Origin of the sequence: Janthinobacterium aestuarii (genome assembly GCF_046113285.1) — a bacterium.
Taxonomy (GTDB): domain Bacteria; phylum Pseudomonadota; class Gammaproteobacteria; order Burkholderiales; family Burkholderiaceae_D; genus Janthinobacterium.
In genome coordinates, this window is record NZ_CP142524.1 from 5218041 (window position 1) to 5244339 (window position 26299).

The 26299-nt window shown below is 58.8% G+C and carries 14 protein-coding genes, 2 tRNA genes and 3 rRNA genes; 2 read left to right on the top strand and 17 right to left on the bottom strand.

The window, feature by feature from the left end; genetic code table 11:
- Positions 1–420: 420 nt before the first annotated feature.
- From OX462_RS23410 to puuE, 6 genes are all read right to left on the bottom strand, one after another.
- Positions 421–1923 carry an adenosine deaminase family protein gene (locus tag OX462_RS23410; RefSeq protein WP_409027191.1) on the bottom strand — a complete coding sequence of 501 codons (1503 nt, stop codon included), beginning with the start codon at positions 1921–1923 and terminating at the stop codon, positions 421–423.
- A 43-nt stretch (positions 1924–1966) separates the two neighbouring features.
- Positions 1967–3283, bottom strand: a complete 1317-nt coding sequence (guaD, locus tag OX462_RS23415) for a guanine deaminase (protein WP_070219331.1) — start codon at positions 3281–3283, stop codon at positions 1967–1969.
- Positions 3284–3292: 9 nt separating this feature from the next.
- Positions 3293–4372, bottom strand: coding sequence for a xanthine dehydrogenase accessory protein XdhC (gene xdhC / locus OX462_RS23420; protein ID WP_070219332.1), 1080 nt, complete (start codon positions 4370–4372; stop codon positions 3293–3295).
- Between the two features lie 9 nt (positions 4373–4381).
- Positions 4382–6727 carry a xanthine dehydrogenase molybdopterin binding subunit gene (gene xdhB / locus OX462_RS23425; protein WP_409027192.1) on the bottom strand — a complete coding sequence of 782 codons (2346 nt, stop codon included), beginning with the start codon at positions 6725–6727 and terminating at the stop codon, positions 4382–4384.
- A gap of 10 nt (positions 6728–6737) precedes the next feature.
- Positions 6738–8204, bottom strand: a complete 1467-nt coding sequence (gene xdhA, locus OX462_RS23430; protein WP_409027193.1) for a xanthine dehydrogenase small subunit — start codon at positions 8202–8204, stop codon at positions 6738–6740.
- Positions 8205–8313: 109 nt separating this feature from the next.
- Positions 8314–9267, bottom strand: coding sequence for an allantoinase PuuE (puuE, locus tag OX462_RS23435; RefSeq protein ID WP_409027194.1), 954 nt, complete (start codon positions 9265–9267; stop codon positions 8314–8316).
- A gap of 120 nt (positions 9268–9387) precedes the next feature.
- Between puuE and uraH the strand changes: the two genes are divergently transcribed.
- Positions 9388–9741 carry a hydroxyisourate hydrolase gene (gene uraH, locus OX462_RS23440; RefSeq protein ID WP_034785620.1) on the top strand — a complete coding sequence of 118 codons (354 nt, stop codon included), beginning with the start codon at positions 9388–9390 and terminating at the stop codon, positions 9739–9741.
- A gap of 232 nt (positions 9742–9973) precedes the next feature.
- Here uraH and rrf read toward each other — a convergent pair.
- The 5 genes from rrf to OX462_RS23465 form a co-directional block, all read right to left on the bottom strand.
- Positions 9974–10086, bottom strand: a 5S ribosomal RNA gene (gene rrf / locus OX462_RS23445).
- A gap of 136 nt (positions 10087–10222) precedes the next feature.
- Positions 10223–13096: ribosomal RNA gene (locus tag OX462_RS23450) — 23S ribosomal RNA — on the bottom strand.
- 260 nt (positions 13097–13356) lie between these two features.
- Positions 13357–13432: transfer RNA gene (locus tag OX462_RS23455), tRNA-Ala, on the bottom strand.
- 27 nt (positions 13433–13459) lie between these two features.
- Positions 13460–13536, bottom strand: a tRNA-Ile gene (locus OX462_RS23460).
- A 100-nt stretch (positions 13537–13636) separates the two neighbouring features.
- Positions 13637–15167, bottom strand: a 16S ribosomal RNA gene (locus OX462_RS23465).
- The 16S, 23S and 5S rRNA genes sit together here with 2 tRNA genes alongside, the layout of an rRNA operon.
- A 603-nt stretch (positions 15168–15770) precedes the next feature.
- Between OX462_RS23465 and OX462_RS23470 the strand changes: the two genes are divergently transcribed.
- The gene (locus OX462_RS23470) at positions 15771–17759 is read left to right on the top strand and encodes a sigma-54-dependent Fis family transcriptional regulator (RefSeq protein ID WP_409027195.1); all 1989 of its coding nucleotides are present in this window, start codon (positions 15771–15773) and stop codon (positions 17757–17759) included.
- A gap of 1 nt (position 17760) precedes the next feature.
- Here OX462_RS23470 and OX462_RS23475 read toward each other — a convergent pair whose 3' ends face one another.
- The 6 genes from OX462_RS23475 to adh form a co-directional block, all read right to left on the bottom strand.
- Positions 17761–18771 carry an FAD:protein FMN transferase gene (locus tag OX462_RS23475; protein ID WP_409027196.1) on the bottom strand — a complete coding sequence of 337 codons (1011 nt, stop codon included), beginning with the start codon at positions 18769–18771 and terminating at the stop codon, positions 17761–17763.
- Positions 18761–20863, bottom strand: coding sequence for a 4Fe-4S binding protein (locus tag OX462_RS23480; protein ID WP_409027197.1), 2103 nt, complete (start codon positions 20861–20863; stop codon positions 18761–18763). The genes OX462_RS23475 and OX462_RS23480 overlap by 11 nt, the downstream gene beginning before the upstream one ends.
- Before the next feature lie 57 nt (positions 20864–20920).
- Entirely contained in the window at positions 20921–22081 is a 1161-nt protein-coding gene (locus OX462_RS23485; RefSeq protein ID WP_409027198.1) for a porin, read from the bottom strand.
- A 287-nt stretch (positions 22082–22368) separates the two neighbouring features.
- Positions 22369–24105: a PQQ-dependent methanol/ethanol family dehydrogenase gene (locus OX462_RS23490; RefSeq protein WP_240453534.1), complete on the bottom strand. Its 1737-nt coding sequence runs from the start codon at positions 24103–24105 to the stop codon at positions 22369–22371.
- Positions 24106–24156: 51 nt separating this feature from the next.
- Positions 24157–24546: a DUF779 domain-containing protein gene (locus OX462_RS23495; RefSeq protein WP_034756816.1), complete on the bottom strand. Its 390-nt coding sequence runs from the start codon at positions 24544–24546 to the stop codon at positions 24157–24159.
- A 55-nt stretch (positions 24547–24601) separates the two neighbouring features.
- Positions 24602–26122, bottom strand: coding sequence for an aldehyde dehydrogenase (gene adh / locus OX462_RS23500; RefSeq protein ID WP_070221751.1), 1521 nt, complete (start codon positions 26120–26122; stop codon positions 24602–24604).
- Between the last annotated feature and the right edge of the window lie 177 nt (positions 26123–26299).

Consider the following 26299-nt stretch of genomic DNA (forward strand, 5'->3'; position numbering starts at 1 on the left):
TGTTTCACTCTGCATCTCACCTTTATTTACTGCAAATACCCATCTTCTTACGATATCGCCCAGATGAATTGTGACTTTTTAATATCATCTTCATCTCACTATGCATCATCAAAAAATGGATGACAAATACGATTTTTTTTACATATTTATATATTTAAAATATAAATAGCATGGGGTAACTAGCTGGATTGATATCGTGCTGACAGCGTTCGGGCTTATGGCGCGAGATTATAAATGAGCAATATGTACTTGAAATTGATTCATCCAGGAAATTGGATAAAGTCGTGTATCTGCTGTTAATTGTGTCGCATGGCCGCCACAACATTAACAAAAACACATTGCAAGAAAGGGAGGGGAGAAATGGAAAACGGCCGGAAGATCCGGCCGCCCTGAGAGTATCAGTTGGGAACGTCGCGTAACTTACGGTTTGCCGCTCTTGCCTGCCTTGTCGGCCGCCGCAATTTGCGCTTCAAACCGGGTGAAACGGGCATCGAGCGCTTTCAGCAAACGCTGCTTGTCCGCTTCCGCCAGGAAGGAATAGCGCAAGCTGTTATACGACAGCTTTTTGATTTCCGCATAATCGGTCTTGTACTGGCTGGCAAACAGCACGTATTCATTCGACAAGGTATTGCGCGACACGCCCGCGTCGTCCGTCGAGATCACGAAGGGCACGCCATACTTGCGGTACAGGGTGACCGGATGCGCCTGGCCCTTGATGCCAAGGATGTAATCGTTGCTGGTCAGGTTCACTTCTACAGGGATACCCCGCTCGCGCATCTTTTGCATGGTCGCCAGCGCATTGTGCTCGTAGGCGATATCCATGCCGTGGCCGATACGGTCGGCACCCGCCACATCGACGGCTTCGGCGATATGGAAAGCCATGCCTTCCGGCGGCACCATGCCCAGCGCCAGCTCGCCCGCGTGCAGGGCGATCTTGACGTTCGGATATTTTGTCTTGAGGAACTTGAACATTTCCATGTGCAAGCTGTAATCGCGCATGGACACGTTCACGCTTTCCTGGCCCACGATGTTCACGCCCACCAGCAGCGGATTGAGGCTGGCCGCCTTGAACGCGGCCACCATGGACGAGAACACTTGCGATGGCGACAGGAAACGCAACACATACGCCTGGTAGCGCATGGTGAAGTGCGCATCGTCGATGCCGGCGCTGCTGGCGTTCACATTGTCGTTATAGGAGGTGATGCTTTTCTGGAAGCTGGCGTCCTGGTCCAGGCTGGCGGTCCACTTGGCCAGCAGCGCTTGCAACGCAGCCGGCGGCAAGCCCGGCGCCAGCACTTGCTGGTCGAACTGCGCGTTTTGCACGAAGGGCGACAGCTCGAAAATCGTCTCGATGTAGCTGAGGTTTTCCGCGATGGCACGCTGCTTCAGCGTTTTCAGGCCATCGGCCGTATTCGTCGATGCCACGGGACCGAAGTAGCCGAAGGTGTCAAAAAAGGTACGGTCCGGCGGCGTCTGGATGGCGCCGTGGTTATAGAAATCCTTGGTCGACCAGCGCTGCAGCAATTCCGCATACAGGCCCGCATCGGCAAACACTTCCGTGGACGACAGGCAGCTGCGCTGTGCGGCCGGCTTGGCGCGCTCGGCCGCCACGACGTCCTTGTTGCTTTCGATACGGTAGGTTGTCTTGTTGACGCAATAGTTTTCCTTGTCGACCCAGTCGAGAAATTGCTCGGCATAAATGGCGCCCGAGTAATGGTGATGCAAATCACCGCCCTTGGGCATCATGGAAAAGAACAGGCTCAACTCGGCTGTCTTCGGCTGTGCACCGGACACCAGGGCGGCAAAATGGCGCGCCGTGGCCGCTTCGTTGGAAGACGGAGTGGCCACGGCCTTGGCGGCTTGCGCCGTTCCGGTCAATGCCAGCGCGGCGCCAAGCGCCAGGCCAGTGAGTTTCTTGTGCATTCGCGTTCTCGCTCAGGATAATTCGTGTTGAACAACGGGTAGGTCAGCCCTGCCCCCGCACATGCACGCATTGCCCGCCTGAATAAGTGGCGGCCACGGCGCGGTCGTCGCCCAGCAGCGCGAAGGCAAACAGCAATTCCTCCAGGCTTTGACAGCCAGCCGTGCGGCGCTCGAGCAGCGGCGTCGCATGCTTGTCGAGCACGATGAAGTCCGCTTCCGTGCCTGCCGTGAAATTGCCCAGGGTGCCTTCCAGCTGCATGGCGCGCGCGGCGCCCAGGGTCGCCAGGTAAAACATGCGCAAGGCAGGCAGATAGCTGCCTTTCAAGCGTGCTACTTTATAGGCTTCGTTCATGGTTTGCAACATCGAGAACGAGGTGCCGCCGCCCACGTCCGTCGCCAGCGACAGCAGCACGCGTGCCGCGTCGGCCCGCTCGAAATCGAACAGGCCGCTACCGAGGAACAGGTTGGATGTAGGACAAACGGCGGCCGCCGAGGACGTTTCCGCCATGCGCGCGCGGTCGCGCTCATCGAGCCAGATGCAGTGGCCGAACATGGCGCGCGGGCGCAGCATGCCGTAGTGGTCATACACATCGAGGTAGCTGCGCGCCTGCGGATGCAGTTCACGCACCCAGCGGCATTCATCCTCGTTTTCCGACACGTGGGTTTGCAGATAGGTATCCGGATAGGCGCGCGCCAGCTCGCCCGCCAGGTGCATCTGTTCATTTGTCGATGTCGGCACGAAGCGGGGCGTGATCGCATACAGCGAGCGGCCGTGCTTGTGCCAGCGGCGTATCAACTCCTCGCTTTCACGCGCGCCGGACTCGGCCGTGTCGCGCAGGAACTCGGGGCAGTTGCGGTCCATCATGACCTTGCCCGCCACCATGCGCAAGCCGCGTGCCTCGCTGGCGCCAAAGAAGGCATCGACCGATTGCGGATGCACGCTGCCATACACCATGGCCGTCGTGGTGCCGCAGCGCAGCAGTTCATCGAGAAAGAACTCGGCGACATCGCGCCCATGCTCGGGATTCTCAAACGCGCGCTCGGTAGGGAAGGTGTACGTTTCCAGCCATGGCAGCAAACCCGGCGCGGGCGAGGCGATCATTTCCGTCTGCGGGAAATGCAGATGGGTATCAATGAAACCCGGCACGATCAGCTTGCCCCGGTAATCGACGATCTCGGTGCCAGGCGGCAAAGTGGCTTGCAGCTGCGCGTAATCGCCGGCCGCGACGATCTTGCCGTCGGCCACGATCAGCAAGCCATCCGCATGCCAGGCGTGCGCATCCTCATTAAAAGCGGGATCGGCGTGGAAGTGCAGCAAGCTGGCTCGGTAGCCTTGCAATGTGGCAGGAACAATCGGCATGACTTCTTTCTATAACGGATGAATGGCGGCGCGTGTCCGGCGGCGCGGTGGCGCGCCGGCAGAAGCCAGCCGCAGCGGTGCGGCCAGGGCGGCCGCGGCCGCTTCCTCCCACACCATCAGTAATTGACAGGCAACGGAGGCGGCGATCACGGCCGGCGCCTTGTTGCGGATGCCGGGCATGCCGATCGGACACACCATGGCCGCAATGCGCTCGTCCGGCACGCCGCGCGCCTGCAGCCGGTGCTCGAACTGCTTGCGCTTGGTGTGCGAACCGATCAGCCCGAACCAGCCCGCATCCTCGCGCTCCATGACGGCTTGCGTCAGGCGTTGATCGAGCGCATGGCTATGCGTCATGACGAGAAAACTGCCGCCCGGCGGCGCCATGGCAACGAATTCCTCGGGCGTGTCGGTGGCGGCGATGCGCACGTTAGCTGGCAACCCCGCCGGCAATGCTGCGAGAAACATGTCTTCGCGTTCATCGACCCAGGTGATATTACAGGGCAAGTGGGCCAGCGCGCGCACGATGGCGGCGCCCACGTGGCCGGCGCCGAACAGGGTCAGATGCGCGCGCGGCGCCAGGCAGGGATCGACCAGCCAGCGCCGCCCTTCACTCCCCTGCGCGACATGGGTTGCGCGCTCGCGCGAAAACGTATCGGGCGCCTGGCCTGGCGTGCCGGCAATCAAGCTGCCGTCAGCATCGAACAGCGCAGAGGCGGGTTCGCCATCGAGCGCCGTCAAACGCCAGCTGTCCTGCTGGCGGCGTTCGCGCAAGGCTGCCAGCAATTCTTTCAGGCCGGCATCGACATATTCAAATGCCAGGTGGACGACGCCGCCGCAGCATTGGCCCAGGCTGGGGCCCAGCGCAAAACGCTCGAGCCGCGCATGCGTGTCTCCTGTCGCCAGCATGGTCTTGGCAATTTCGACGGCACGCAATTCCAGGTGACCGCCGCCGATGGTGTCGACCTCGCCATCGAGGGTGACGCGCATCTTCGCGCCCGCCTCGCGCGGCCCGGAACCTTCGACCAGGACAACCGTCACCAGCACGGATGCCTGCGTGTCGTTGTCCATCACTGTCAGCCAGTCGCTCATCTTCTGCTCCTAGGCGCCGACATGCGCCGCTTGGACGGCCATGACCGCCTTGAGGATTTCCTCGCTGGTGGCCGGTGCATTCAGCGGTGGCTGCACGGCGTGGTGACCCACGCTGGAAATGGCGTCGCGGATGGCAAAGAACACGGAAAACGGCAACAATAACGGCGGCTCGCCCACGGCCTTGGAACGGTGGATGCTGTCTTCCACATTGCGGTTCTGGAACAGTTTCACACGAAAATCTTCCGGGCAATCGGAAATGCCGGGAATTTTATAGGTCGATGGCGCGTGCGTCATCAGCTTGCCCGCCGCATTCCACCACAACTGCTCCGTCGTCAGCCAGCCCATGCCCTGGATAAATGCGCCTTCCACTTGCCCCAGATCAATCGCGGGATTGAGCGACTGGCCCGCATCGTACAAGGCATCGGCGCGCAGCAGTTTCCACTCGCCCGTCAGGGTATCGACCACCACTTCGGCCACGGCCGCGCCATAGGCATAGTAGGAAAACGGATGGCCCGTCATCGTTTTCGCATCCCACGACAGCCCGGGCGTGGCATAAAAACCATCGGACCACAATTGCACTCTAGCCAGATATGCCTTCTGCACCAGCTCGGCAAACGGTACGACGTGACCATGGACGTGGATATGGTTGTCGAAGAAGCGCACAGTGCCAGCATCGCCACCGTACAGTTTGACCGCGTAATCGGCCAGGCGTTCACGGATCTGGCGCGCCGCATCCTGCGCCGCCTTGCCATTCAGGTCGGCGCCGGTGGATGCCGCCGTGGCCGACGTGTTCGCCACCTTGCTGGTGTCGGTGGCCGTGGCGCGCACGCATTCGAGGTCCAGTCCCAGCTCGTGCGCCACCACCTGCATCACCTTGGTATTGATTCCCTGCCCCATTTCCGTGCCGCCATGATTGACCAGCACGGAGCCATCCACATACACGTGCACGAGGGCGCCGGCCTGGTTCAAATGCGTGACGTTGAAGGCGATACCGAATTTCAAGGGCGTGAATGCCAGCCCCTTCTTCAAGACCGGGCTGGCTTCGTTGAACGCATCGATGGCGCGGCGGCGCGCGCGGTAGTCGCTGCTCTCTTCCAGTTCCGCGACGAGCTCATGGATGACATTGTCGACGATTTTTTGCCCGTACGGCGTGACGTTGCGCCCTTCCGCATCGTTGCGGCCATAGAAATTGAGCAGGCGGATATCGAGCGCATCGCGTTGCAAATGGCGGGCGATTTCATCGATCACGTACTCGATGGCGATGGCGCCCTGCGGCCCGCCAAAGCCCCGGAAAGCCGTGTTCGACTGGGTATTCGTCTTGCCGCAGGCGGCGCGGATGTCCACGTCGGACAAATAATAGGTGTTGTCGAAGTGGCAGACGGCGCGCGTGGCGACGGGACCGGACAAGTCCGCCGAATACCCTGCGCGCGTGGTCATGTCGACCTTGGCGGCCAGGATCCGGCCATCGTCGTCGTAACCGACTTCGTATTCATAGTAAAAACAGTGGCGCTTGCCCGTCACCAGCATGTCATCGTCGCGGTCGGCACGCAATTTGACGGGACGTTTCAGTTTCGCCGCCGCAATCGATGCGGCCGCCGCCCACAGGGCCGATTGCGATTCCTTGCCGCCGAAACCGCCGCCCATGCGCCGGCATTCGACGGTGATGTTGTGCGAATGTACACCCAGCGCATGCGCCACCACGTGCTGCATCTCGCTCGGATGCTGGGTCGAACACAGCACCAGCATGCCCTGCGCCTCCTTCGGAATGGCGTAGGAAATCTGTCCTTCCAGGTAAAACTGTTCCTGGCCGCCCACATACAGCTGGCCCTTGACCACATGCGGCGCCTTCTCGAACGCGGCCTGGTAGTTGCCGCGTGTCAGCTGCATGGGCGGCAGCACATACGATTGCGCCGCCTTGGCCGCCTGCGGCGTCATGATCGCGGGCAACTCGTCATAGGACACTTGCGCCAGGCGGGCGGCGCGGCGCGCATGGTCATGCGTATCGGCCACCACGATAAAGATGGGCTGGCCCACGTATTGCACCAGATCAGCAGCCAGGATGGGATCGTCATGGATGATGGGACCGCAATCGTTGGTGCCGGGAATGTCCTGCGCCGTGTAGACGGCGACAACACCGGCAGCGGCGCGCACGGCAGATAAATCCATGGCCGTGATGCGCGCGTGCGGCTTTTGCGACAGGCCCAGCGCCGCGTGCAAGGTGCCTTGCAATTCGGCGATATCGTCCGTGTAGGTGGCTTGCCCCAGCACATGCAGTTGCGCCGATTCATGGGGGCTGGGCTTGCCCACGGCGCTCCAGGCGGCCGCTTGCAGTTCGGGCGTGGCAGGATGGTTCATGCTGGTCCTTTCAGGCGCGGCAAGCGTAGGCGTTGAGGGACGTCGGTGGCAATGGCGCACCGGGACGGGTTTCCAGCCAGAAGCGGCGCAACAGGTTTTGCGCCGTCGTCATGCGGTAGGTGTTCGACGCGCGCATGTCGGACAGGGGCGCGTAATCGTCGGCCAGCAAGCGCATGGCCATAGTCAGATTTTCCTCACTCCATGTCTGTCCGCGCAGAAACGCTTCCGTTTGCGCAGCACGCTGCGGCGTGGCCGCCATGCCGCCAAAGGCGATGCGCGCATCGACGATGCGCTCGCCATCGAGTTCAAACGCGAACGCGGCGCACACGGCCGAGATATCCTGGTCAAAGCGCTTGGCCAGTTTATACGTGCGGAAATGCACCTCGGCGCGGGGCAAGGGCACGCGCACGGCTTCGACGAATTCGCCGGGCTGCAAGTCTTTCTTCTGATAACCCAAATAGAACTTTTCAAGCGGCATGATCCGCTGTCCGGCAGGACCGCGCAGCACGATATCGCTGCCCAGCGCAATCAGCCACGGCATCGAGTCGCCGATGGGCGAACCATTCGCCACATTGCCGCCCAGGGTACCCGCGTTGCGGATCGGCAAGGAAGCAAAACGCTGCCACAGTTCCGACAATTCGTCCGGATAATGCCGGCACAGCGCCGCATACGCATCGTTCAGGCTGGCGCCAGCGCCGATGTGCAGCTTGCCGTCAACAATGCCGATGGTTTTCAGCGCAGCCACGTTGCCCAGATAAATGATGTCGCCCAGGTCGCGCAGTTGCTTGGTCACCCACAGGCCAATATCGGTGGAGCCGGCCAGCAGGCAGGCCTGCGGTTTTTCCGCGCGCAGCGCCACCAGTTCCTCAATGGTACGCGGCGCGTGGAAGTGCTGGCCGCCATGTTCATACGTGCTCACGCTAGCGCGCTGCAGCGCTTGCAATTGCTGCGCCAGGGCATCCCGATCAAACGTGACATGCGGCAATTCACCCATGCGCCTGGCCGCGTCGATGATGGGCCGGTAACCGGTGCAGCGGCACAGATTGCCCGACAGCGTATCGTCGATTTCGCAGCGCGTGGGCGTGGCGCCGTTTTTCTCCAGATACATGCCCCACAAGGACATGACGAAACCGGGCGTACAAAAACCGCACTGGGAGCCGTGGCACTCGACCATCGCCTGCTGCACCGGATGCAGGGCGCCATCGGGCTGCTGCAAGTCTTCCACGGAAAACAGGGCTTTGCCATCGAGCGTCGGCGTGAGCTGAATGCAGGCGTTGACGGCCTTCATCTCGACCTGGCCGTCAACCAGGCTGCCGATGACGACGGTGCAGGCGCCGCAATCGCCTTCCGCGCAGCCCTCCTTGGTGCCCGTGCAATGCAAGTCCTCGCGCAGGTGCTGCAACACAGTCTGCGTAGGGGCGGCGTTGCGTACTTCCTGTACGGCACCACGGTAGTAAAAGCGGATCGGTTCTGACATGCTGGCCTCGGTATAGTCCCAGTATAGGAGATTAACACCGGCATATGGGACAACTATATGCAAAGACTGATTTTACTTATCATCCAATATCAATACTTATCAGGCATTCTCAGGCAATGCAGGGATGCGTCGCATGCCAGTGTTCGGCGATATCGATGCGGCGCGTGATCCACACCTGTTCATGGCGCTGCACATAGTCGAGAAAGCGCGCCAATGCCGCGGCCCTGCCCGGCCGCCCCACCAGGCGGCAATGCAGGCCGACGGACAGCATTTTCGGCTGGTTCAAGCCGTTCGGATCGCCTTCCGCATACAGCACGTCGAAGGCATCCTTCAGGTAATCGAAAAACTGCGTGCCCGAATTAAAGCCCTGCATGGCGGCAAAGCGCATGTCGTTCGTGTCCAGGGTGTAGGGCACGATCAGCTGCGGCTGCATGGCCGGCATGCCGGCCGCATCCGTGTACGCCACTTTTTCCCAGAATGGCAAGTCATCGCCGTAATAATCGGCGTCGTAGCGGAAGCCGCCATGCTCGACCACCAGTTTGCGCGTATTGGGCGAATCGCGCCCCGTGTACCAGCCTTGCGGGGCGGAACCCGTCAATTCGCGGATGATCTGCACGGCTTCGTGCATGTGTGCGCGCTCCGTCGCTTCATCCATGTTTTGATAGGAAATCCAGCGCAAGCCATGACAGGCAATTTCATGGCCCAGTTCCTGGAAGGCAGCCACCGCCTCCGGATTGCGCTTCAGGGCCATCGAGACGCCAAACACGGTCAACGGCAGGCGCCGCTCCTCGAACATGCGCAGCAAGCGCCATAATCCGGCGCGCGAACCGTATTCATAAATCGACTCCATGCTCAGGTGGCGCGCGGGAAAAGCCGCCGCTCCGATCATTTCCGACAAAAACGTTTCCGAGGCGGCATCGCCATGCAGCACGCTGTTTTCCGCCCCTTCCTCGTAATTGAGGACGAATTGCAGGGCGATGCGGGCTTTTCCCGGCCATTGAGGGTGAGGTGGCGTGCGGCCATAGCCGATCAAATCGCGCGGATAATTTTCATAAGTACTCATGCGGTGGCTCGCCTATAGGAGACAATGTTGGTTATATGCCCAATCATATAGCCAGCCGCTGATGCAGGTATATGATTTGCAAGATAAGCACATTCACTCACCCTATATACAGGATAGCAAATGGGAAAACTCAGCACGCATGTACTCGATATCGCCCACGGCAGGCCGGGAGCCGGCGTCAAGGTGGCCCTGTTTTCAGTCGCGCCGGAAGGCAAAGTGTTGTTGAAGATGGATATGACCAATAGCGACGGCCGTTGCAGCTCGCCCTTGCTGGAAGGCGACAGCATGAAGGCGGGCCAGTATGAGCTGGTGTTCAACGCAGGGGACTACTTCGCCGCCCAAGGCGTGGAATTGCCCTCGCCCCGCTTCATCGATCTGGTGACCCTGTCCTTCGGCATTGCGCATACGGATGAGAACTACCACGTGCCGCTGGTGGTATCGCCGTGGTCATACTCGACCTATCGCGGTAGCTGATCCCACCATACCAACAATGTTGTCGGATTACGCGCTGCGCGCTAATCCGACCTACCCGACCTACCCGGTTTGGTCGATGTCGGCCGGTGTTGGCCGGGGTAGGTCGGATCAGGCGTAGGCCGGCGTAGGTCGGCTTAGCGCAGCGTAAGCCGACAGCACCAGCGGCGTATCCAAGCGCCAGACGTAAAAAAACCCCAACCGGATCACCGGAAGGGGTTTTTTCGAATAACAAGCCTGACGATAACCTACTTTCACACTGGTTGCAGCACTATCATCGGCGCAAAGTTGTTTCACGGTCCTGTTCGGGATGGGAAGGGGTGGGACCAACTTGCTATGGTCATCAGGCATAACTTGTACTGACGCTTGTCTCCTGTAGGACGACAAGGCCATGAATCTGGAAGAAGCAAAGATCGGGGTAATGAATGGTATCAACACACACGCAACGTTGTACCGTCTTATCCTCTGTACCTGCTAAGGTTATAGGGACAAGCCGTACGGGCAATTAGTACTGGTTAGCTTAATGCATTACTGCACTTCCACACCCAGCCTATCAACGTCCTGGTCTCGAACGACCCTTCAAAGAGCTCAAGGCTCTGGGAAATCTCATCTCAAGGCAAGTTTCCCGCTTAGATGCTTTCAGCGGTTATCTCTTCCGAACTTAGCTACCCGGCAATGCCACTGGCGTGACAACCGGTACACCAGAGGTTCGTCCACTCCGGTCCTCTCGTACTAGGAGCAGCCCCCTTCAAATTTCCAACGCCCACGGCAGATAGGGACCAAACTGTCTCACGACGTTTTAAACCCAGCTCACGTACCACTTTAAATGGCGAACAGCCATACCCTTGGGACCGGCTACAGCCCCAGGATGTGATGAGCCGACATCGAGGTGCCAAACTCCCCCGTCGATATGAACTCTTGGGAGGAATCAGCCTGTTATCCCCAGAGTACCTTTTATCCGTTGAGCGATGGCCCTTCCATACAGAACCACCGGATCACTATGTCCTACTTTCGTACCTGCTCGACTTGTCAGTCTCGCAGTTAAGCACGCTTATGCCATTGCACTATCAACACGATGTCCGACCGTATCTAGCGTACCTTCGAACTCCTCCGTTACACTTTAGGAGGAGACCGCCCCAGTCAAACTGCCTACCATGCACTGTCCCCGATCCGGATAACGGACCAAGGTTAGAACCTCAAACAAACCAGGGTGGTATTTCAAGGTTGGCTCCACGAGAACTAGCGTCCCCGCTTCAAAGCCTCCCACCTATCCTACACAGATTGGTTCAAAGTCCAATGCAAAGCTACAGTAAAGGTTCATGGGGTCTTTCCGTCTAGCCGCGGGTAGATTGCATCATCACAAACATTTCAACTTCGCTGAGTCTCGGGAGGAGACAGTGTGGCCATCGTTACGCCATTCGTGCAGGTCGGAACTTACCCGACAAGGAATTTCGCTACCTTAGGACCGTTATAGTTACGGCCGCCGTTTACTGGGACTTCAATCAAGAGCTTGCACCCCATCATTTAATCTTCCAGCACCGGGCAGGCGTCACACCCTATACGTCCACTTTCGTGTTTGCAGAGTGCTGTGTTTTTATTAAACAGTCGCAGCCACCAGTTTATTGCAACCCTTTCACCCTCATGGAGTAAACCAGTCAAGCTACCGGGGCGTACCTTTTCCCGAAGTTACGGTACCAATTTGCCGAGTTCCTTCTCCCGAGTTCTCTCAAGCGCCTTAGAATACTCATCTCGCCCACCTGTGTCGGTTTGCGGTACGGTCTCGTATGACTGAAGCTTAGAGGCTTTTCTTGGAACCACTTCCGATTGCTTCGTGCACAAGTGCACTCGTCCCACTCCCTTGAATTCCGCGCCCGGATTTGCCTAAGCGCCTTCTATGAAGCAGAAACTGACTATTCCAACAGTCAGACAACCTTCCGCGATCCGTCCCCCCATCGCATCATACGACGGTGCAGGAATATTAACCTGCTTCCCATCAGCTACGCATCTCTGCCTCGCCTTAGGGGCCGACTCACCCTGCTCCGATGAACGTTGAACAGGAAACCTTGGGCTTACGGCGTGGAGGCTTTTCACCCCCATTATCGCTACTCATGTCAGCATTCGCACTTCTGATACCTCCAGCATCCTTTACAAGACACCTTCGCAGGCTTACAGAACGCTCTCCTACCATATGCTTACGCATATCCGCAGCTTCGGTGACTGGCTTAGCCCCGTTACATCTTCCGCGCAGGACGACTCGATCAGTGAGCTATTACGCTTTCTTTAAATGATGGCTGCTTCTAAGCCAACATCCTGACTGTTTTAGCCTTCCCACTTCGTTTTCCACTTAGCCAATCTTTGGGACCTTAGCTGGCGGTCTGGGTTGTTTCCCTCTTGACGCCGGACGTTAGCACCCGACGTCTGTCTCCCAAGCTCGCACTCATCGGTATTCGGAGTTTGCAATGGTTTGGTAAGTCGCAATGACCCCCTAGCCATAACAGTGCTCTACCCCCGATGGTGATACTTGAGGCACTACCTAAATAGTTTTCGGAGAGAACCAGCTATTTCCAAGTTTGTTTAGCCTTTCACCCCTACCCACAGCTCATCCCCTAATTTTTCAACATTAGTGGGTTCGGACCTCCAGGGCGTGTTACCGCACCTTCATCCTGGCCATGAGTAGATCACTTGGTTTCGGGTCTACACCCAGCGACTGATCGCCCTATTCGGACTCGATTTCTCTACGGCTTCCCTATGCGGTTAACCTTGCCACTGAATGTAAGTCGCTGACCCATTATACAAAAGGTACGCAGTCACGGAACAAGTCCGCTCCTACTGTTTGTATGCACACGGTTTCAGGATCTATTTCACTCCCCTTCCGGGGTTCTTTTCGCCTTTCCCTCACGGTACTGGTTCACTATCGGTCGATTACGAGTATTTAGCCTTGGAGGATGGTCCCCCCATATTCAGACAGGATGTCACGTGTCCCGCCCTACTTGTCGTACGCTTAGTACCACCGGTCCGATTTCACATACGGGGCTATCACCCGCTATGGCTCCACTTTCCAGAGGATTCTGTTATCGGTCCGACTATCACGTACAGGCTCCTCCCATTTCGCTCGCCGCTACTTTGGGAATCTCGGTTGATTTCTTTTCCTGCAGCTACTTAGATGTTTCAGTTCGCCGCGTTCGCCTTGCATACCTATGTATTCAGTATGCAATACCCTAAAAGGGTGGGTTGCCCCATTCGGAAATCTGCGGATCAAAGTGTGTTTGCTCACTCCCCGCAGCTTATCGCAAGCTACTACGTCCTTCATCGCCTGTAATCGCCAAGGCATCCACCATGTGCACTTATTCGCTTGTCCCTATAACGTTAGCCTCTTCATTCTTTCAAACGAAAAGAGCGCTACAGGGATAAGAAAGTACAACGTTGTTGCTTGTTTGTTGATACATACAATCATTACCCATCAAGTCGCCTCATGCATTGCTGCACGCATAGACTTGATCAATAAATAATCTTTACTTCTTCCAGATTGTTAAAGAACGAAACAGCTTTGATCGCTAAAAGATCAAACCTAAACCTGACTCACTGACCGGCTTACGTTTGCACTTTCGGGTAAAACTTTGGTGGAGGATGACGGGATCGAACCGACGACCCCCTGCTTGCAAAGCAGGTGCTCTCCCAGCTGAGCTAATCCCCCAGGATATTTCTACGACTCGGGTCTTACTGGTAGGGCTGGTTGGACTCGAACCAACGACCCCCGCGTTATCAACACGGTGCTCTAACCAGCTGAGCTACAGCCCCAACGCGGAACTTCTACGACTACTGTTTCTTCTTTGACTAACAGCCGATAAGTGTGAACATTTGATGCGTGAACCAGTTACCTGATTCGTGCAAACTCTAGAAAGGAGGTGATCCAGCCGCACCTTCCGATACGGCTACCTTGTTACGACTTCACCCCAGTCACGAATCCTACCGTGGTAAGCGCCCTCCTTGCGGTTAAGCTACCTACTTCTGGTAAAACCCGCTCCCATGGTGTGACGGGCGGTGTGTACAAGACCCGGGAACGTATTCACCGCGACATGCTGATCCGCGATTACTAGCGATTCCAACTTCATGCAGTCGAGTTGCAGACTACAATCCGGACTACGATACACTTTCTGCGATTAGCTCCCCCTCGCGGGTTGGCGGCGCTCTGTATGTACCATTGTATGACGTGTGAAGCCCTACCCATAAGGGCCATGAGGACTTGACGTCATCCCCACCTTCCTCCGGTTTGTCACCGGCAGTCTCATTAGAGTGCCCTTTCGTAGCAACTAATGACAAGGGTTGCGCTCGTTGCGGGACTTAACCCAACATCTCACGACACGAGCTGACGACAGCCATGCAGCACCTGTGTACTGGTTCTCTTTCGAGCACTCCCCAATCTCTCGGGGATTCCAGCCATGTCAAGGGTAGGTAAGGTTTTTCGCGTTGCATCGAATTAATCCACATCATCCACCGCTTGTGCGGGTCCCCGTCAATTCCTTTGAGTTTTAATCTTGCGACCGTACTCCCCAGGCGGTCTACTTCACGCGTTAGCTGCGTTACCAAGTCAATTAAGACCCGACAACTAGTAGACATCGTTTAGGGCGTGGACTACCAGGGTATCTAATCCTGTTTGCTCCCCACGCTTTCGTGCATGAGCGTCAATCTTGACCCAGGGGGCTGCCTTCGCCATCGGTGTTCCTCCACATATCTACGCATTTCACTGCTACACGTGGAATTCTACCCCCCTCTGCCAGATTCTAGCCTTGCAGTCTCCAATGCAATTCCCAGGTTGAGCCCGGGGATTTCACATCAGACTTACAAAACCGCCTGCGCACGCTTTACGCCCAGTAATTCCGATTAACGCTTGCACCCTACGTATTACCGCGGCTGCTGGCACGTAGTTAGCCGGTGCTTATTCTTCAGGTACCGTCATTAGCAAGAGATATTAGCTCTCACCGTTTCTTCCCTGACAAAAGAGCTTTACAACCCGAAGGCCTTCTTCACTCACGCGGCATTGCTGGATCAGGCTTTCGCCCATTGTCCAAAATTCCCCACTGCTGCCTCCCGTAGGAGTCTGGACCGTGTCTCAGTTCCAGTGTGGCTGGTCGTCCTCTCAGACCAGCTACTGATCGATGCCTTGGTAGGCTTTTACCCTACCAACTAGCTAATCAGATATCGGCCGCTCCACGAGCATGAGGTCTTGCGATCCCCCACTTTCATCCTTAGATCGTATGCGGTATTAGCGTAACTTTCGCTACGTTATCCCCCACTCCAGGGTACGTTCCGATATATTACTCACCCGTTCGCCACTCGCCACCAGAGCAAGCTCCGTGCTGCCGTTCGACTTGCATGTGTAAGGCATGCCGCCAGCGTTCAATCTGAGCCAGGATCAAACTCTTCAGTTTAATCTCTGTTACTTTGCCATTTTATTGGCACCGTCATTGCTGACGGGTCGCTCACTCAAAAAACTGACAGGCCACTACTTTCGTAGCGCCTATTTCATTATTTCTTGTGAACATTTGATATTTTAAGTTAGACGCCAATCCGAAGATTGACGCTGCACTTACATCAAATGCCCACACTTATCGACTGTTAATTGTTAAAGAACTGTATTCGGTGCTACTTTCGCGCCATCGACAAAGCGTTGTGTTTGTCAGCTGCGAAGAAGGAAGAGTATGAAGCGTTTCGGCTCATTCGTCAACCTTCTTTTTTACCCTGCTTTACTCGGCATTTGCATGCGTCGTTCAGCGAGGGGGCGAATTATAGCCCTGCGCCGCGCGGCCCGCAAGCGCTATTTTCCCGCTTCGTGAAACGGCCCTGGCACCGCACTTGCTTATACAGCCCTATGCACTGTCCACTGATGAGAGCAACTCTGGGCCTGGCAGCAACACTGGGGACAGCCCGGCTCGCTTTGCTTTGCTCCCATTTGTGACAGGTGCTACATTATGGAACACTCTCGATATTCAAAAGAGCGCCGCAGTACAGGGCCCAACGGAGGCAACGAGATCATGTATCAACCGTCAACTACTTACCGTAGCGCACCGTTTTCGTCCATCGCGGACGCGAACACTTTGCCGGCAGGACAGGACAACGTCCCCGTCATCATCGAAACTTCCCATCAGCGTTCCGTCGCTTTTGGCCTGTCGCCCACGGCCACGCCCGACTTTACGCCAGCCGGCAAATCCGACCTGTCATTGCTGATAGAGCAAAACCGCATGCTGCACACGCACGCGCTGCCCGCGATGGAAACCCTGTACCAGCAAATCGTCAACACGCACAATATGGTGATCTTGACGGATGCCAATGGCGTGATCGTGCATTCGCTGGGCGACGATGATTTCCTGGAGAAAGCCAACCGCGTTGCCCTGCAGCCGGGCGTGGCATGGTCGGAACAAAGCCGCGGCACGAATGCCATCGGCACGGCCATCACGGAAAAAGTACCGACTCTGGTCCATGCGGACCAGCATTACCTTGCTGCCAATCACTTCCTGACTTGCTCCGCGGCGCCGATTACCGACCACCGGGGCAATGTCATCGGCGTGCTGGACGTCTCGAGCGACCAGCGCAGTTTTCACAAGCATACGATGGCCCTCGTGCGCATGTCGGCCCTGATGATCGAAAATCAGCTGTTTTCCGCCACCTTCGAAGACGCCATCACCGTGCACTTCCACGCGCGCCCCGAATTCATCGGCACATTGATGGAAGGCATCGCCTCGTTCACACCGGGTGGGCGGTTTTTATCGGCCAATAAAAACGGTTTGTTCCAGCTGGGCCTGTCATTTGCCGCACTACAATCGCACACGTTCAGTTCCCTGTTCGGCTTGCCTGTTTCCGCCCTGTACGAGCATTACCGCACGGCCTCACCCGGTTTGCTGAACCTGTGCATGCACAGCGGCGTGCGCGTGTATGGGCGCGCGCAGTTGCGCCTGTCCAATAGCGTCTTCCAGCACGGCTTTACTACCAGCACCGATCACAGCGACATCAACGCGGTGCCGGCGGCGATCCCCGCGCCGGCCAGCCATGCGGCCAATGCGGCGCGCCGCCTGTCTGGCCTGCGCTACCTGCGCACGGGCGATCCGCAACTGGAACTGGTGATCGAAAAGGTCAACAAGGTATTGGGGCGCGATATTCCCATCCTCGTCATGGGCGAAACAGGCACGGGCAAGGAATTGCTGGCGCAAGCCATCCACAACGATTCGCCACGGGCCATGGGACCGTTTATTGCCGTCAATTGCGCCTCCATCCCGGAAACCCTGATCGAATCCGAACTGTTCGGCTATGAAGACGGGGCGTTTACGGGCGCGCGCAAGAAAGGGGCGATCGGCAAGATCCTGCAGGCCAATGGCGGTACCCTGTTCCTCGACGAAATCGGCGACATGCCTTTCGGCTTGCAGGCGCGGCTGTTGCGCGTGCTGCAGGAACGCATGGTCACGCCGCTGGGCAGCAGCAAATCGATCACGGTCAATGTGGAACTCATTTGCGCCACGAATCACAACTTGCGCGAACGCATGGCCAAGGGACTGTTCCGCGAAGACTTGTATTACCGATTGAATGGCCTGGTGGTGAAACTGCCGCCGCTGCGCGAGCGCACGGACCTCGACACGGTGGTGAAGAAAATCCTCGCGACGGAAGCACCCGACACGCGTTACACGGTGGCGCCCGACATCCTGCGCCTGTTCCACCAGCATAAATGGCCAGGCAACTTCCGCCAGCTGACGAACCTGTTGCGCACGGCCATCGTCATGGCCGGCGACGAGCATGAAATCTGTTTGCGGCACATGCCCGATGATTTCCTCGACGATATTGAGATGACGCAAGCGACTGCCGCCAGCGCCAGCACGGACCGCATGATCGCGGCCGGCGCCAATCTGGAAGAGATGGAGCAAAGCGTGATCCTCAAGTCACTCGATGCCCACGGCGGTAACGTCTCGGCCACGGCACGGGCCCTGGGCGTGTCGCGCAACACGATCTATCGCAAGGTGCCGCACCTGAAATAGCCTAGAGTAGACGGGAAAAGCCGGGCGACATCTGGCGCCGGCCCTGCTTGTCGATGGTCATCAGGTCGACCCCGTCCATCCGCGCGGCCATGGCATGCGCACGCGCGGCCCCCGTCACCATGAAGGTTGTCGACAAACCATCGGCCAGCAAGCCCGTGGGCGCCAGCACCGTCACGCTGGCCAGCTCGCGCGGCGAATCGCCTTTCGCAGGATCGAAGATATGGTGATGCACGAAGTCGGGCGTGAACGTGCATTCGTAATCGCCCGACGTGGCCACGCTGCGCCCCTCCACTTTCAAGGTGGCCGCCAGGATTTCCGCGTCGCGCGGGTCCTGGATGCCCATAATCCACGGGCGCCGCACGGCACGCTGCCCGCGCGCGACGAACTCGCCCGTGTCGAGCAGCGCGTGCCGCACGCCGCGCGCCTGCACGGCCGCCAGTGCCATGTCCGCCGCGTAGCCTTGCGCCAGGCCATTCAAGGTCAGCGCCATGCCGGGCTGGAGAAAACGCACTTCACGGCGATCCCACGCCAGTTGCCGCCAGCCAACCCGCGCCTGCGCTTCGCGGCGCAATGCTTCCGCCGGCAAACTTGCCTGATCTGCCGCCGCGCGAAACAGCTGCCATAAGGGTTGCACGGTGATATCAAACGCTCCGTCGCTCCATTGCGACAAGGCTCGCGCCTGCGCCAGCACCGCCAGCAGGTGCGTGTCCGGCCGGGCCAGGCGACCGTCACGGTTCAGCTGGAAGACTTGGCTGGCAGGACTGTAAATGCTCATCAGGCGGTCGACACTCCTGGCCGCATGCAAGGCGTCTTCGATGGCCAGTTCGGCCTGGCGCTGGTCGTGATGCAACACGGTGACGGCGATTGTCGTGCCAAACGCCAACGCGGCACCTTGATAAGGGTGCACGCCGGACGCCGTGGCTGTGCCGCGCGCCATGCTGCCCGGCAAAGACAAGCCCGCCATGCCGGCCACGCTGCCTATCGCTGCGGATATAAAGGTTCTACGCTGCATTGCTGCTCTCCTCTGCCGTGGCCCGGACAATGGGTATCGTGCGGGCACGCTTGATTTCCAGCATCAAGGGCGCGCATTTTTCATCGCTGGCATAGATCACCACGCAATCCATGCACTGGAAACATTCGCCGTAATCGACTTTGCCGCTCGGCGCGATGGCATGGTGCTCGCAACGGTGGCGGCAAGTCTGGCATGGCGTGCCGCATTCCTTGCGGCGGGGAATCCAGTTGAACAGGCGAAAGCGCCCCAGCAGCGCCAGCGCCGCACCGAACGGGCACAGGTAGCGGCAAAAGAATTTATAGGAAACACCGCTGAGCAGCAGCAAGCCCGCGGCATACGCGACGAAGGGCCAGGCGCGCACGAAGTTCAGGGTAATGGCCGTCTTGAACGGTTCCAGCTCCACCAGCGTGTCCGTGATTTGGCTGGAAAACACACTGCTGCCCAGAATGGCCGCCAGCAAGCCATATTTGATCCATTTCAAGCGCCCATCGAGGCGCGGCTTGATCTTCCACTGCGGCAAGCGCAGCCACTGGCCCAGCTTGCCGGTGAATTCCTGCAGGGCGCCAAATGGACACAGCCAGCCGCAAAACGTGCCGCGGCCCCAAATGAACAGGCTGAGCAGCACGAAAGCCCAGAGAATCACCGTCATCGGGTCGAACAGGAAGAAGCCCAGGCTGCGCCCCGCCAGCAGCGCCTGGATCACCCCTGTGATGTTGACGATCGACAATTGCCCCTGGGCGTAATAGCCGATGAAGCCGATGGTGAACAGCAGGAACAGGCGGCGGAACCATGCAAATTGCCGGCCATTACGCACCAGGCGTTTCTGCCATGCCAATGCGCCGGCAAGCAGCGCCAGCCCGGCCAGCAAGATCAACAGTTCAGCCCGGCGCGCCTTCCACGTGCCGCGCCAGCCGGCATCGTCGCCTTGCGGCGCTGTATAAAACCCGGCCGGCAGACGGTAGCTGAAATCGACGTTGCGCGCGATGCGCTCCGGATACACGATGCCCTTGCTGCGCGTGATGGGGAGAGCAAATGCCAGCGGGCTGGCCGCATCAAGCCCCGCCTGGCTGATGACGCGCAATACGGCGATATTTTCAGTCGGTAACGGTCCCGCCTCCGACAAGCTCAATTCCAGGTCCAGGTCGCGCATGTCGATGGGCAAGCCATCCTGCTTCAGCAACAACCGGTCCGGCACGGTGCCGCGCACGAAATCGTCACCCAGCACGCTGTAGCGCCCGCGCGACATGACGAGGATGGCGTGGTCGCCCTCTTCCAGCCTGTTGCGCAGCTTGTTCCAGCTGCGTTCCGTCAACAGATTGCGTCCTACGCTGGGCACGGAGACATAGGCCAGATACAGGTCGATGAACAGGCCGTCCGGCTCGCGCTGCGCCTCGGCATCGAGTCCCGCGCCGGGACTGCCGGCAAACAGGGTTTCGACGTCCTTGTTGCTCAGGCGCACATGCTGGATCAAGCCCTGCTCAAGCATCTTTGCCACGCTGAGTTTCTCGAACACGTCCATGCGGATGCGGGCGATCTGGTCCGGATCGCGCCCCTGCGCGAAGCCGAGTTTCTTGCGCGACACTTTCAAGGCCGAGGCCAGCACGCTCTGGTTGATGATGCGCACGGAAGCCGTCGCCTTCGACACGCCGTCGATATCAGCGTGCGTGGCATCGGCGGCGCGCTTCTTCCTGGCATCGATGGCGATATTCTGTTTCAACGACAGGCCCTGGTACTGTTTGACGAACTGGAACAGCGGCGCTTCACCTAGGCCATCGAGAAACACAGGTTCGTGCTGCGACAGCACGGCCACGTCCAGAAAACTACCCTGAGGATTGATGGCGATCAATAAATTGACGGGAACGCCGGAAAAGCCGGGAATCGGCGCCAGGTCCACCGACTCGAAGACATAGCCGACCAGTTCCGTTGCCGTGGCGTTTTGCTTGAACAGGGGCCAGACGGGCAAGTCGGCTTCCTTGTCGCCGACGACGAGCGGTGCAGGGAAGCGCCGCGTCAGCTCGGCCTTGGTGAGTACGCCGGCCCACGCCTGTCCCAGGATAAACAGGAATAGCCAGCATCCGATGAATAACCGCATTATCCGCATGCATTGCACTCCGTGCGGCGCCGCAGCTTCCGGCGCCGCATTCATTGGTTAGAAGAAAATAATGCCGCCCAGGGACACGCCATTCATCTTCGCTTCGCCGCCCGTAAAGCCTTTCGAGCGCGTCTGGCCCAGCTCCCCCACGAGGGTGATCGCACTGTTGAGCGAGTAATACGCACCGAGGGTCAGGTTGGCGTTCGACTTCAAACCGCCCGTGCCGGCCGTGTTGTCGTCGTTCTTGCTGATGCCGTAGGACAAGCCCAGCTTCAGCTTGTCCGTCGTTTTATACGTGCCTTGCAGCAGCCAGTTCTTCGATTTGGTATCGCCCTGGTCCGCATCGGAGAGAATGCCCAATCCCTTGCCGCCCTGGAAATTGAGCAGCACGCCAGCCGGTCCCATCTGGTACGAGCCGCCCACTTCCACGCCGCGCATGGTCAGGTCATCGACGCCAGGCGTTTTCGATGTGAATTTTTGCGACTTCACACCGAGCCAGGCTTTCAAGCCCTCCTGCGCATACGTCAGCTGCGCCTGCACTTGCGGGCTGGACTTCGAAGAATAGGTCGAGCCTGCCACGATGGGCGTATCGGAAACGGGGCTGACCAGCGCCACATCGGCACCAAAGCCGCCCGACTTCGGCGTGCTGTACATGATCTGGCCATAGTTGCCCAGATAGGTATAGCCGGCGCCGATATGGCCCAGGGTCACCCGGCCCCGCTGCGTCGCCTGCACGGGCGCGCCCGAGCCCAACAAGGTCATGTCGGACAGGATCGCATTCGCGCCGAAGATGCCGTAGTCGCGGCCCAGCTTGAAGGTGCCCATTTCCGCATTGCCGAACGTAAAGAAAGCCTGGCGCACGTCGACCACGCTGTTCTGGCTGATGGCGCTGTCCGTGGCCGTCGAGTTGTAGATACCGATCAAGGCTTTCACATCGTACTCGCCCAGGCGCGAGCTTGCCGAGGTGATCAAGCCATTCGGCAGCAGGCCGTTGCCGATGGTGGTGCGGTCCTTTTCGCCGCCGCAACCGAGCGCCTGGCCTCCCAGCGCCAGTCCGCCCACGGCATCGCCCGAACACGACACTTGCGTGTAATAGGCGTTGACGATGCCGCCTACCGACACGGTCCAGTCGCCCGCCTTGATATCGACGGCTTGCGCCTGCCCCACTGCTGCGATTGTCATGACACCCACGCTCCCCAGCTTGCTCAATGTGTTCATTGCGTCTCCTCTTTCTTCTCTGTTTTTAGTGTGCACATCAGTGATTGATGTACCTCAAGCTTTGGCAATAAGCGTGCCCAGCACGGCTCACAGGGAGAAAGAGAAATGACGTGTTTGACGTGTGCAGCAGCGGATCAATCACCCCGCACGGTGTTCCTTTTTTGACCGCCAGCACGCTGATCGCGCGCCTGCGTAAACAAAAAACTGACGGCCTGGGCCGTCAGAAAAAAGAAAGCACCCGGCGGACAGGGAGACACCCATCCGTGTGGCCCGGGCGCTTCACCCCGTTACTTCGACGCCAGCTTGAAGACCCACACGGAACCGCCCTGTTCCAGGAAGTTGACCTTCTTCGCCACCTCGCCGCCCCACAGGGGCACGGCGCCGCCCCAGCCGGAGACGACGGCCACGTATTGCGTGTCGCCGTCCTGCCAGGTGACGGGCGGCGCCACGACGCCGGAACCGGTCTGGAATTTCCACAGCTCCTTGCCCGTCTTCGCGTCGACGGCTTTCAGGAAGCCTTCCGGCGTGCCGTAGAACACCAGATTACCGGCCGTGCTCATCACGCCGCCCCACAGCGGCGCGTTGTTCTTGATTTCCCAGACGATCTTGCCCGTCTTCGGATCGATGGCGCGCATGGCGCCGATGTAGTCGTCAAACAAGGGCTTGATGGTGAAGCCGGCGCCGAGGAAGGCGCCGCCCTTCTTGTAGCTAATCGGCTCGTTCCAGATATCCATGCCCCATTCATTTGCGGGCACGTAGAACAGCTTGGTTTGCGGCGAGTACGCCATCGGCATCTGGTTTTTTGCACCGAGGAAAGCCGGCGCGGCAAACACGGTCGAACCCTTCTTGCCTTCCTCTCCCTTGGTCGGGTCGCCAGGGCGGCCGGCGGCGATGTAGTTCGGCCGTCCCGTCTTCAGGTCGATGCTGCTGGCCCAGGTGATTTTCTTCACGAACGGAAAGGCATTCTGCAGCTTGCCGTTGGCCGCATCGATGACGTAGAAGAAACCGTTGCGGTCGGCCTTGCCGCCGTAGCGCTTGCCATCCATGTCGAACGTGACGAACTCGTTGGCGCCATCGAAATCCCAGGCATCGTTTGGCGTATTCTGATACGCCCACTTGATCTGCCCCGTTTTCACGTCCAGCGCCACGGTGGACGACGAGTACAGGTTGTCGCCGGGACGCAGATGGCTGTTCCACGGCGCCGGGTTGCCCGTGCCAAAGTAAGCGAGCTTGGTCTGCGGATCGTAGGTGCCGCCCATCCACGTCGAGGCGCCGCCCGTTTTCCACAGGTCGCCCGGCCAGGTCTTGTTCACGGTACCGGACACGCCGTTATCGATGGCCTTGCCGTCCTTGTCGTAGCGGTGGCCCATATGGCCTTCCACCGTCGGACGGCTCCACACGAGGTCGCCCGTCATGGGATTGCGCGCCTCGACCCGGCCGACGATGCCGAATTCCCCGCCCGACACGCCCGTCAGCAGCAAGCCCTCGGCGATCAGCGGCGCTGCCGTCATCGAGTAGCCGGCCGCGTAATCGTCAACTTTCTCCTTCCAGACGATCTTGCCCGTGTTCTGGTCCAGCGCCACCAGGTAGGCGTCCAGCGTGCCGAAGATCACCAGGTTGCCGTACAGGGCGGCACCGCGGTTGACCACGTCGCAGCAGGGCATGATGCCGTCCGGCAAGCGGTGCTCATACTTCCACAGCTTGGCGCCCGTTTTCAAGTCGACGGCAAAGATGCGCGAATACGATGCCGTGACGAACATCTTGCCGTTGTGAATCAACGGCTGCGATTCCTGGCCCCGCTGTTTTTCGCCGCCGAACGAGAACGACCAGGCCGGCACCAGCTTGGCCACGGTCTTGTCATTGATCTGCGTCAAAGGCGAATAGCGCTGGCCCTGCGTGCCCATGCCGAACGACAGCACGCTGGACGGATTCTTTGCCGTGCTGTCGAGCATGGCGGTGGTGACATTGCCTACATCGGCCGCCTGGGCCAGCGATGCCACACCCAAACCGATGAGTATCCCCATGATTTTTTTCTGCACAATCATCTCCCTCTGTTTTATTAGTATGTGTGTGTATCAAGTCTTGCGGTGTTCATGCGGCTGGGCATGCAGCAAGGCGCACTCTTCATCGGTGAACAGGCGCGAGCGCGTCAAAAAGCGCTTGCCCGTGCCGTTGTCGAGTGAAAACATGCCGCCATTGCCATCGACCACATCGATAATCAACTGGGTATGCTCCCAGTACTCGAATTGCTCGAGTCCCATGTAGAACGGTGTGCCATTCAAATTGCCGAGATAGATATCGGTGTCGCTGACATCGAACTCGCCCAGCGCGTAGCACATGGGCGCACTGCCGTCACAGCAGCCGCCCGACTGGAAAAACATCAGCGGGCCGTGACGCTGGCGCAACTTGTCCATCATTTCCAGCGCCGCATCGGTGGCGACCACCCTGGCAATTGCTGCACTCATGGCATCCCTTTCTGCGCGCCGCGCCTGGACTACGGGCGCGGCGCCTGTTGCCGGTTTAGAAGAAGCCCAGCGCTTTCGGGCTATAGCTCACCAGCAAGTTCTTCGTTTGCTGGTAGTGGTCGAGCATCATCTTGTGGTTTTCGCGGCCGATACCCGATTGCTTGTAGCCGCCGAACGCGGCGTGGGCCGGATACAGGTGATAGCAATTGGTCCACACGCGGCCCGCCTGGATGGCGCGGCCCATGCGGAAGGCGCGCGAACCGTCACGCGTCCACAAGCCGGCGCCCAAGCCGTACAAGGTATCGTTGGCAATCGCCAGCGCTTCAGCTTCATCCTTGAAGGTGGTCACGGACACGACCGGTCCAAAAATTTCTTCCTGGAAGATGCGCATCTTGTTGTGCCCCTTGAACACGGTCGGACGCACGTAATAGCCGCCTTCCAGGTCGCCCGCCTGCGTGTTGCGCTCGCCCCCAGCCAGCACCTCGGCGCCTTCCTGGCGGCCGATGTCGAGGTAGGACAGGATTTTTTCCAGCTGCTCCTGCGACGCTTGGGCGCCGATCATGGTGGAAGAATCGAGCGGATTGCCCTGCTTGATGGCGGCCACGCGCTTCAGGGCCCGTTCGATGAATTTCTCGTAGATCGATTCCTGGATCAGCACGCGCGATGGGCAGGTGCACACCTCGCCTTGATTCAGCGCGAACATCGCAAAGCCTTCCAGGCACTTGTCGAAATACTCGTCGTCCGCATCCATCACGTCTTCAAAGAAGATGTTCGGCGATTTGCCGCCCAGCTCCAGGGTGACGGGAATCAGGTTTTGCGCCGCGTAGCCCATGATCAGGCGGCCCGTGCCCGTTTCGCCCGTAAAGGCAATCTTGGCGATGCGCTTGCTCGACGCCAGCGGCTTGCCCGCTTCCAGGCCAAAGCCGTTGATGATGTTCAACACGCCCGGCGGCAACAGGTCGCCGATCAGCTCGATCAACACCATGATGGAAGCGGGGGTTTGCTCTGCCGGTTTCAGGACGACGCAATTGCCGGCGGCCAGGGCTGGCGCCAGTTTCCACACGGCCATCAGAATCGGGAAATTCCACGGAATGATCTGGCCCACGACACCCAGCGGCTCGTGGTAGTGGTAGGCATAGGTTTCCGCATCGATTTGCGCGACGGAACCTTCCTGCGCGCGGATGCAGCCGGCAAAATAGCGGAAATGGTCGATGGCCAGCGGAATGTCAGCATTCATCGTTTCGCGGATCGGCTTGCCGTTATCGATCGTTTCCGCCGTGGCGATCAAGCTCAGGTTCTGTTCGATGCGGTCGGCGATGCGGTTCAGGATGTTGGCGCGCTCGGCGGGCGAAGTCTTGCCCCAGGCCTCCTTGGCGGCATGCGCGGCATCCAGCGCCAGCTCGACGTCTTCCGTCGTGGAACGGGCGATTTCGCAAAACGGCAAGCCCGTGATCGGCGTAATGTTAGGAAAGTATTCACCTTTTACTGGTGCAACGAATTTGCCGCCGATGTAATTGTCATAGCGTTGTTTGAAGGGATTGGCTACGCCCAGTTTGCTGATGTCTGCGAGATTCATGTCGTCCTCTATCGGGTTAATTAGAATGGAATTACTTAATTAAAATCAAACGTCCTGGTACAGATGGGGTGAGTACACGCAGTCTTCCGCAAATGCCGTGCCAGCTCGCCATCCCACTACAAACTTAGCCGCTTTTACCCCTGTTACAAGGGCGCGGCTTCAATACCGGTGCGCTTT

Bases quoted from the DNA above. Each gene is read 5' to 3' on its own strand.
- OX462_RS23475 (WP_409027196.1), bottom strand. From the start codon at position 18,771: ATGCAGCGTAGAACCTTTATATCCGCAGCGATAGGCAGCGTGGCCGGC.
- OX462_RS23410 (WP_409027191.1), bottom strand. From the start codon at position 1,923: ATGCACAAGAAACTCACTGGCCTGGCGCTTGGCGCCGCGCTGGCATTG.
- xdhA (WP_409027193.1), bottom strand. From the start codon at position 8,204: ATGTCAGAACCGATCCGCTTTTACTACCGTGGTGCCGTACAGGAAGTA.
- adh (WP_070221751.1), bottom strand. From the start codon at position 26,122: ATGAATCTCGCAGACATCAGCAAACTGGGCGTAGCCAATCCCTTCAAA.
- guaD (WP_070219331.1), bottom strand. From the start codon at position 3,283: ATGCCGATTGTTCCTGCCACATTGCAAGGCTACCGAGCCAGCTTGCTG.
- puuE (WP_409027194.1), bottom strand. From the start codon at position 9,267: ATGAGTACTTATGAAAATTATCCGCGCGATTTGATCGGCTATGGCCGC.
- OX462_RS23480 (WP_409027197.1), bottom strand. From the start codon at position 20,863: ATGCGGTTATTCATCGGATGCTGGCTATTCCTGTTTATCCTGGGACAG.
- xdhC (WP_070219332.1), bottom strand. From the start codon at position 4,372: ATGAGCGACTGGCTGACAGTGATGGACAACGACACGCAGGCATCCGTG.
- uraH (WP_034785620.1), top strand. From the start codon at position 9,388: ATGGGAAAACTCAGCACGCATGTACTCGATATCGCCCACGGCAGGCCG.
- xdhB (WP_409027192.1), bottom strand. From the start codon at position 6,727: ATGAACCATCCTGCCACGCCCGAACTGCAAGCGGCCGCCTGGAGCGCC.
- OX462_RS23490 (WP_240453534.1), bottom strand. From the start codon at position 24,105: ATGGGGATACTCATCGGTTTGGGTGTGGCATCGCTGGCCCAGGCGGCC.
- OX462_RS23470 (WP_409027195.1), top strand. From the start codon at position 15,771: ATGTATCAACCGTCAACTACTTACCGTAGCGCACCGTTTTCGTCCATC.
- OX462_RS23485 (WP_409027198.1), bottom strand. From the start codon at position 22,081: ATGAACACATTGAGCAAGCTGGGGAGCGTGGGTGTCATGACAATCGCA.
- OX462_RS23495 (WP_034756816.1), bottom strand. From the start codon at position 24,546: ATGAGTGCAGCAATTGCCAGGGTGGTCGCCACCGATGCGGCGCTGGAA.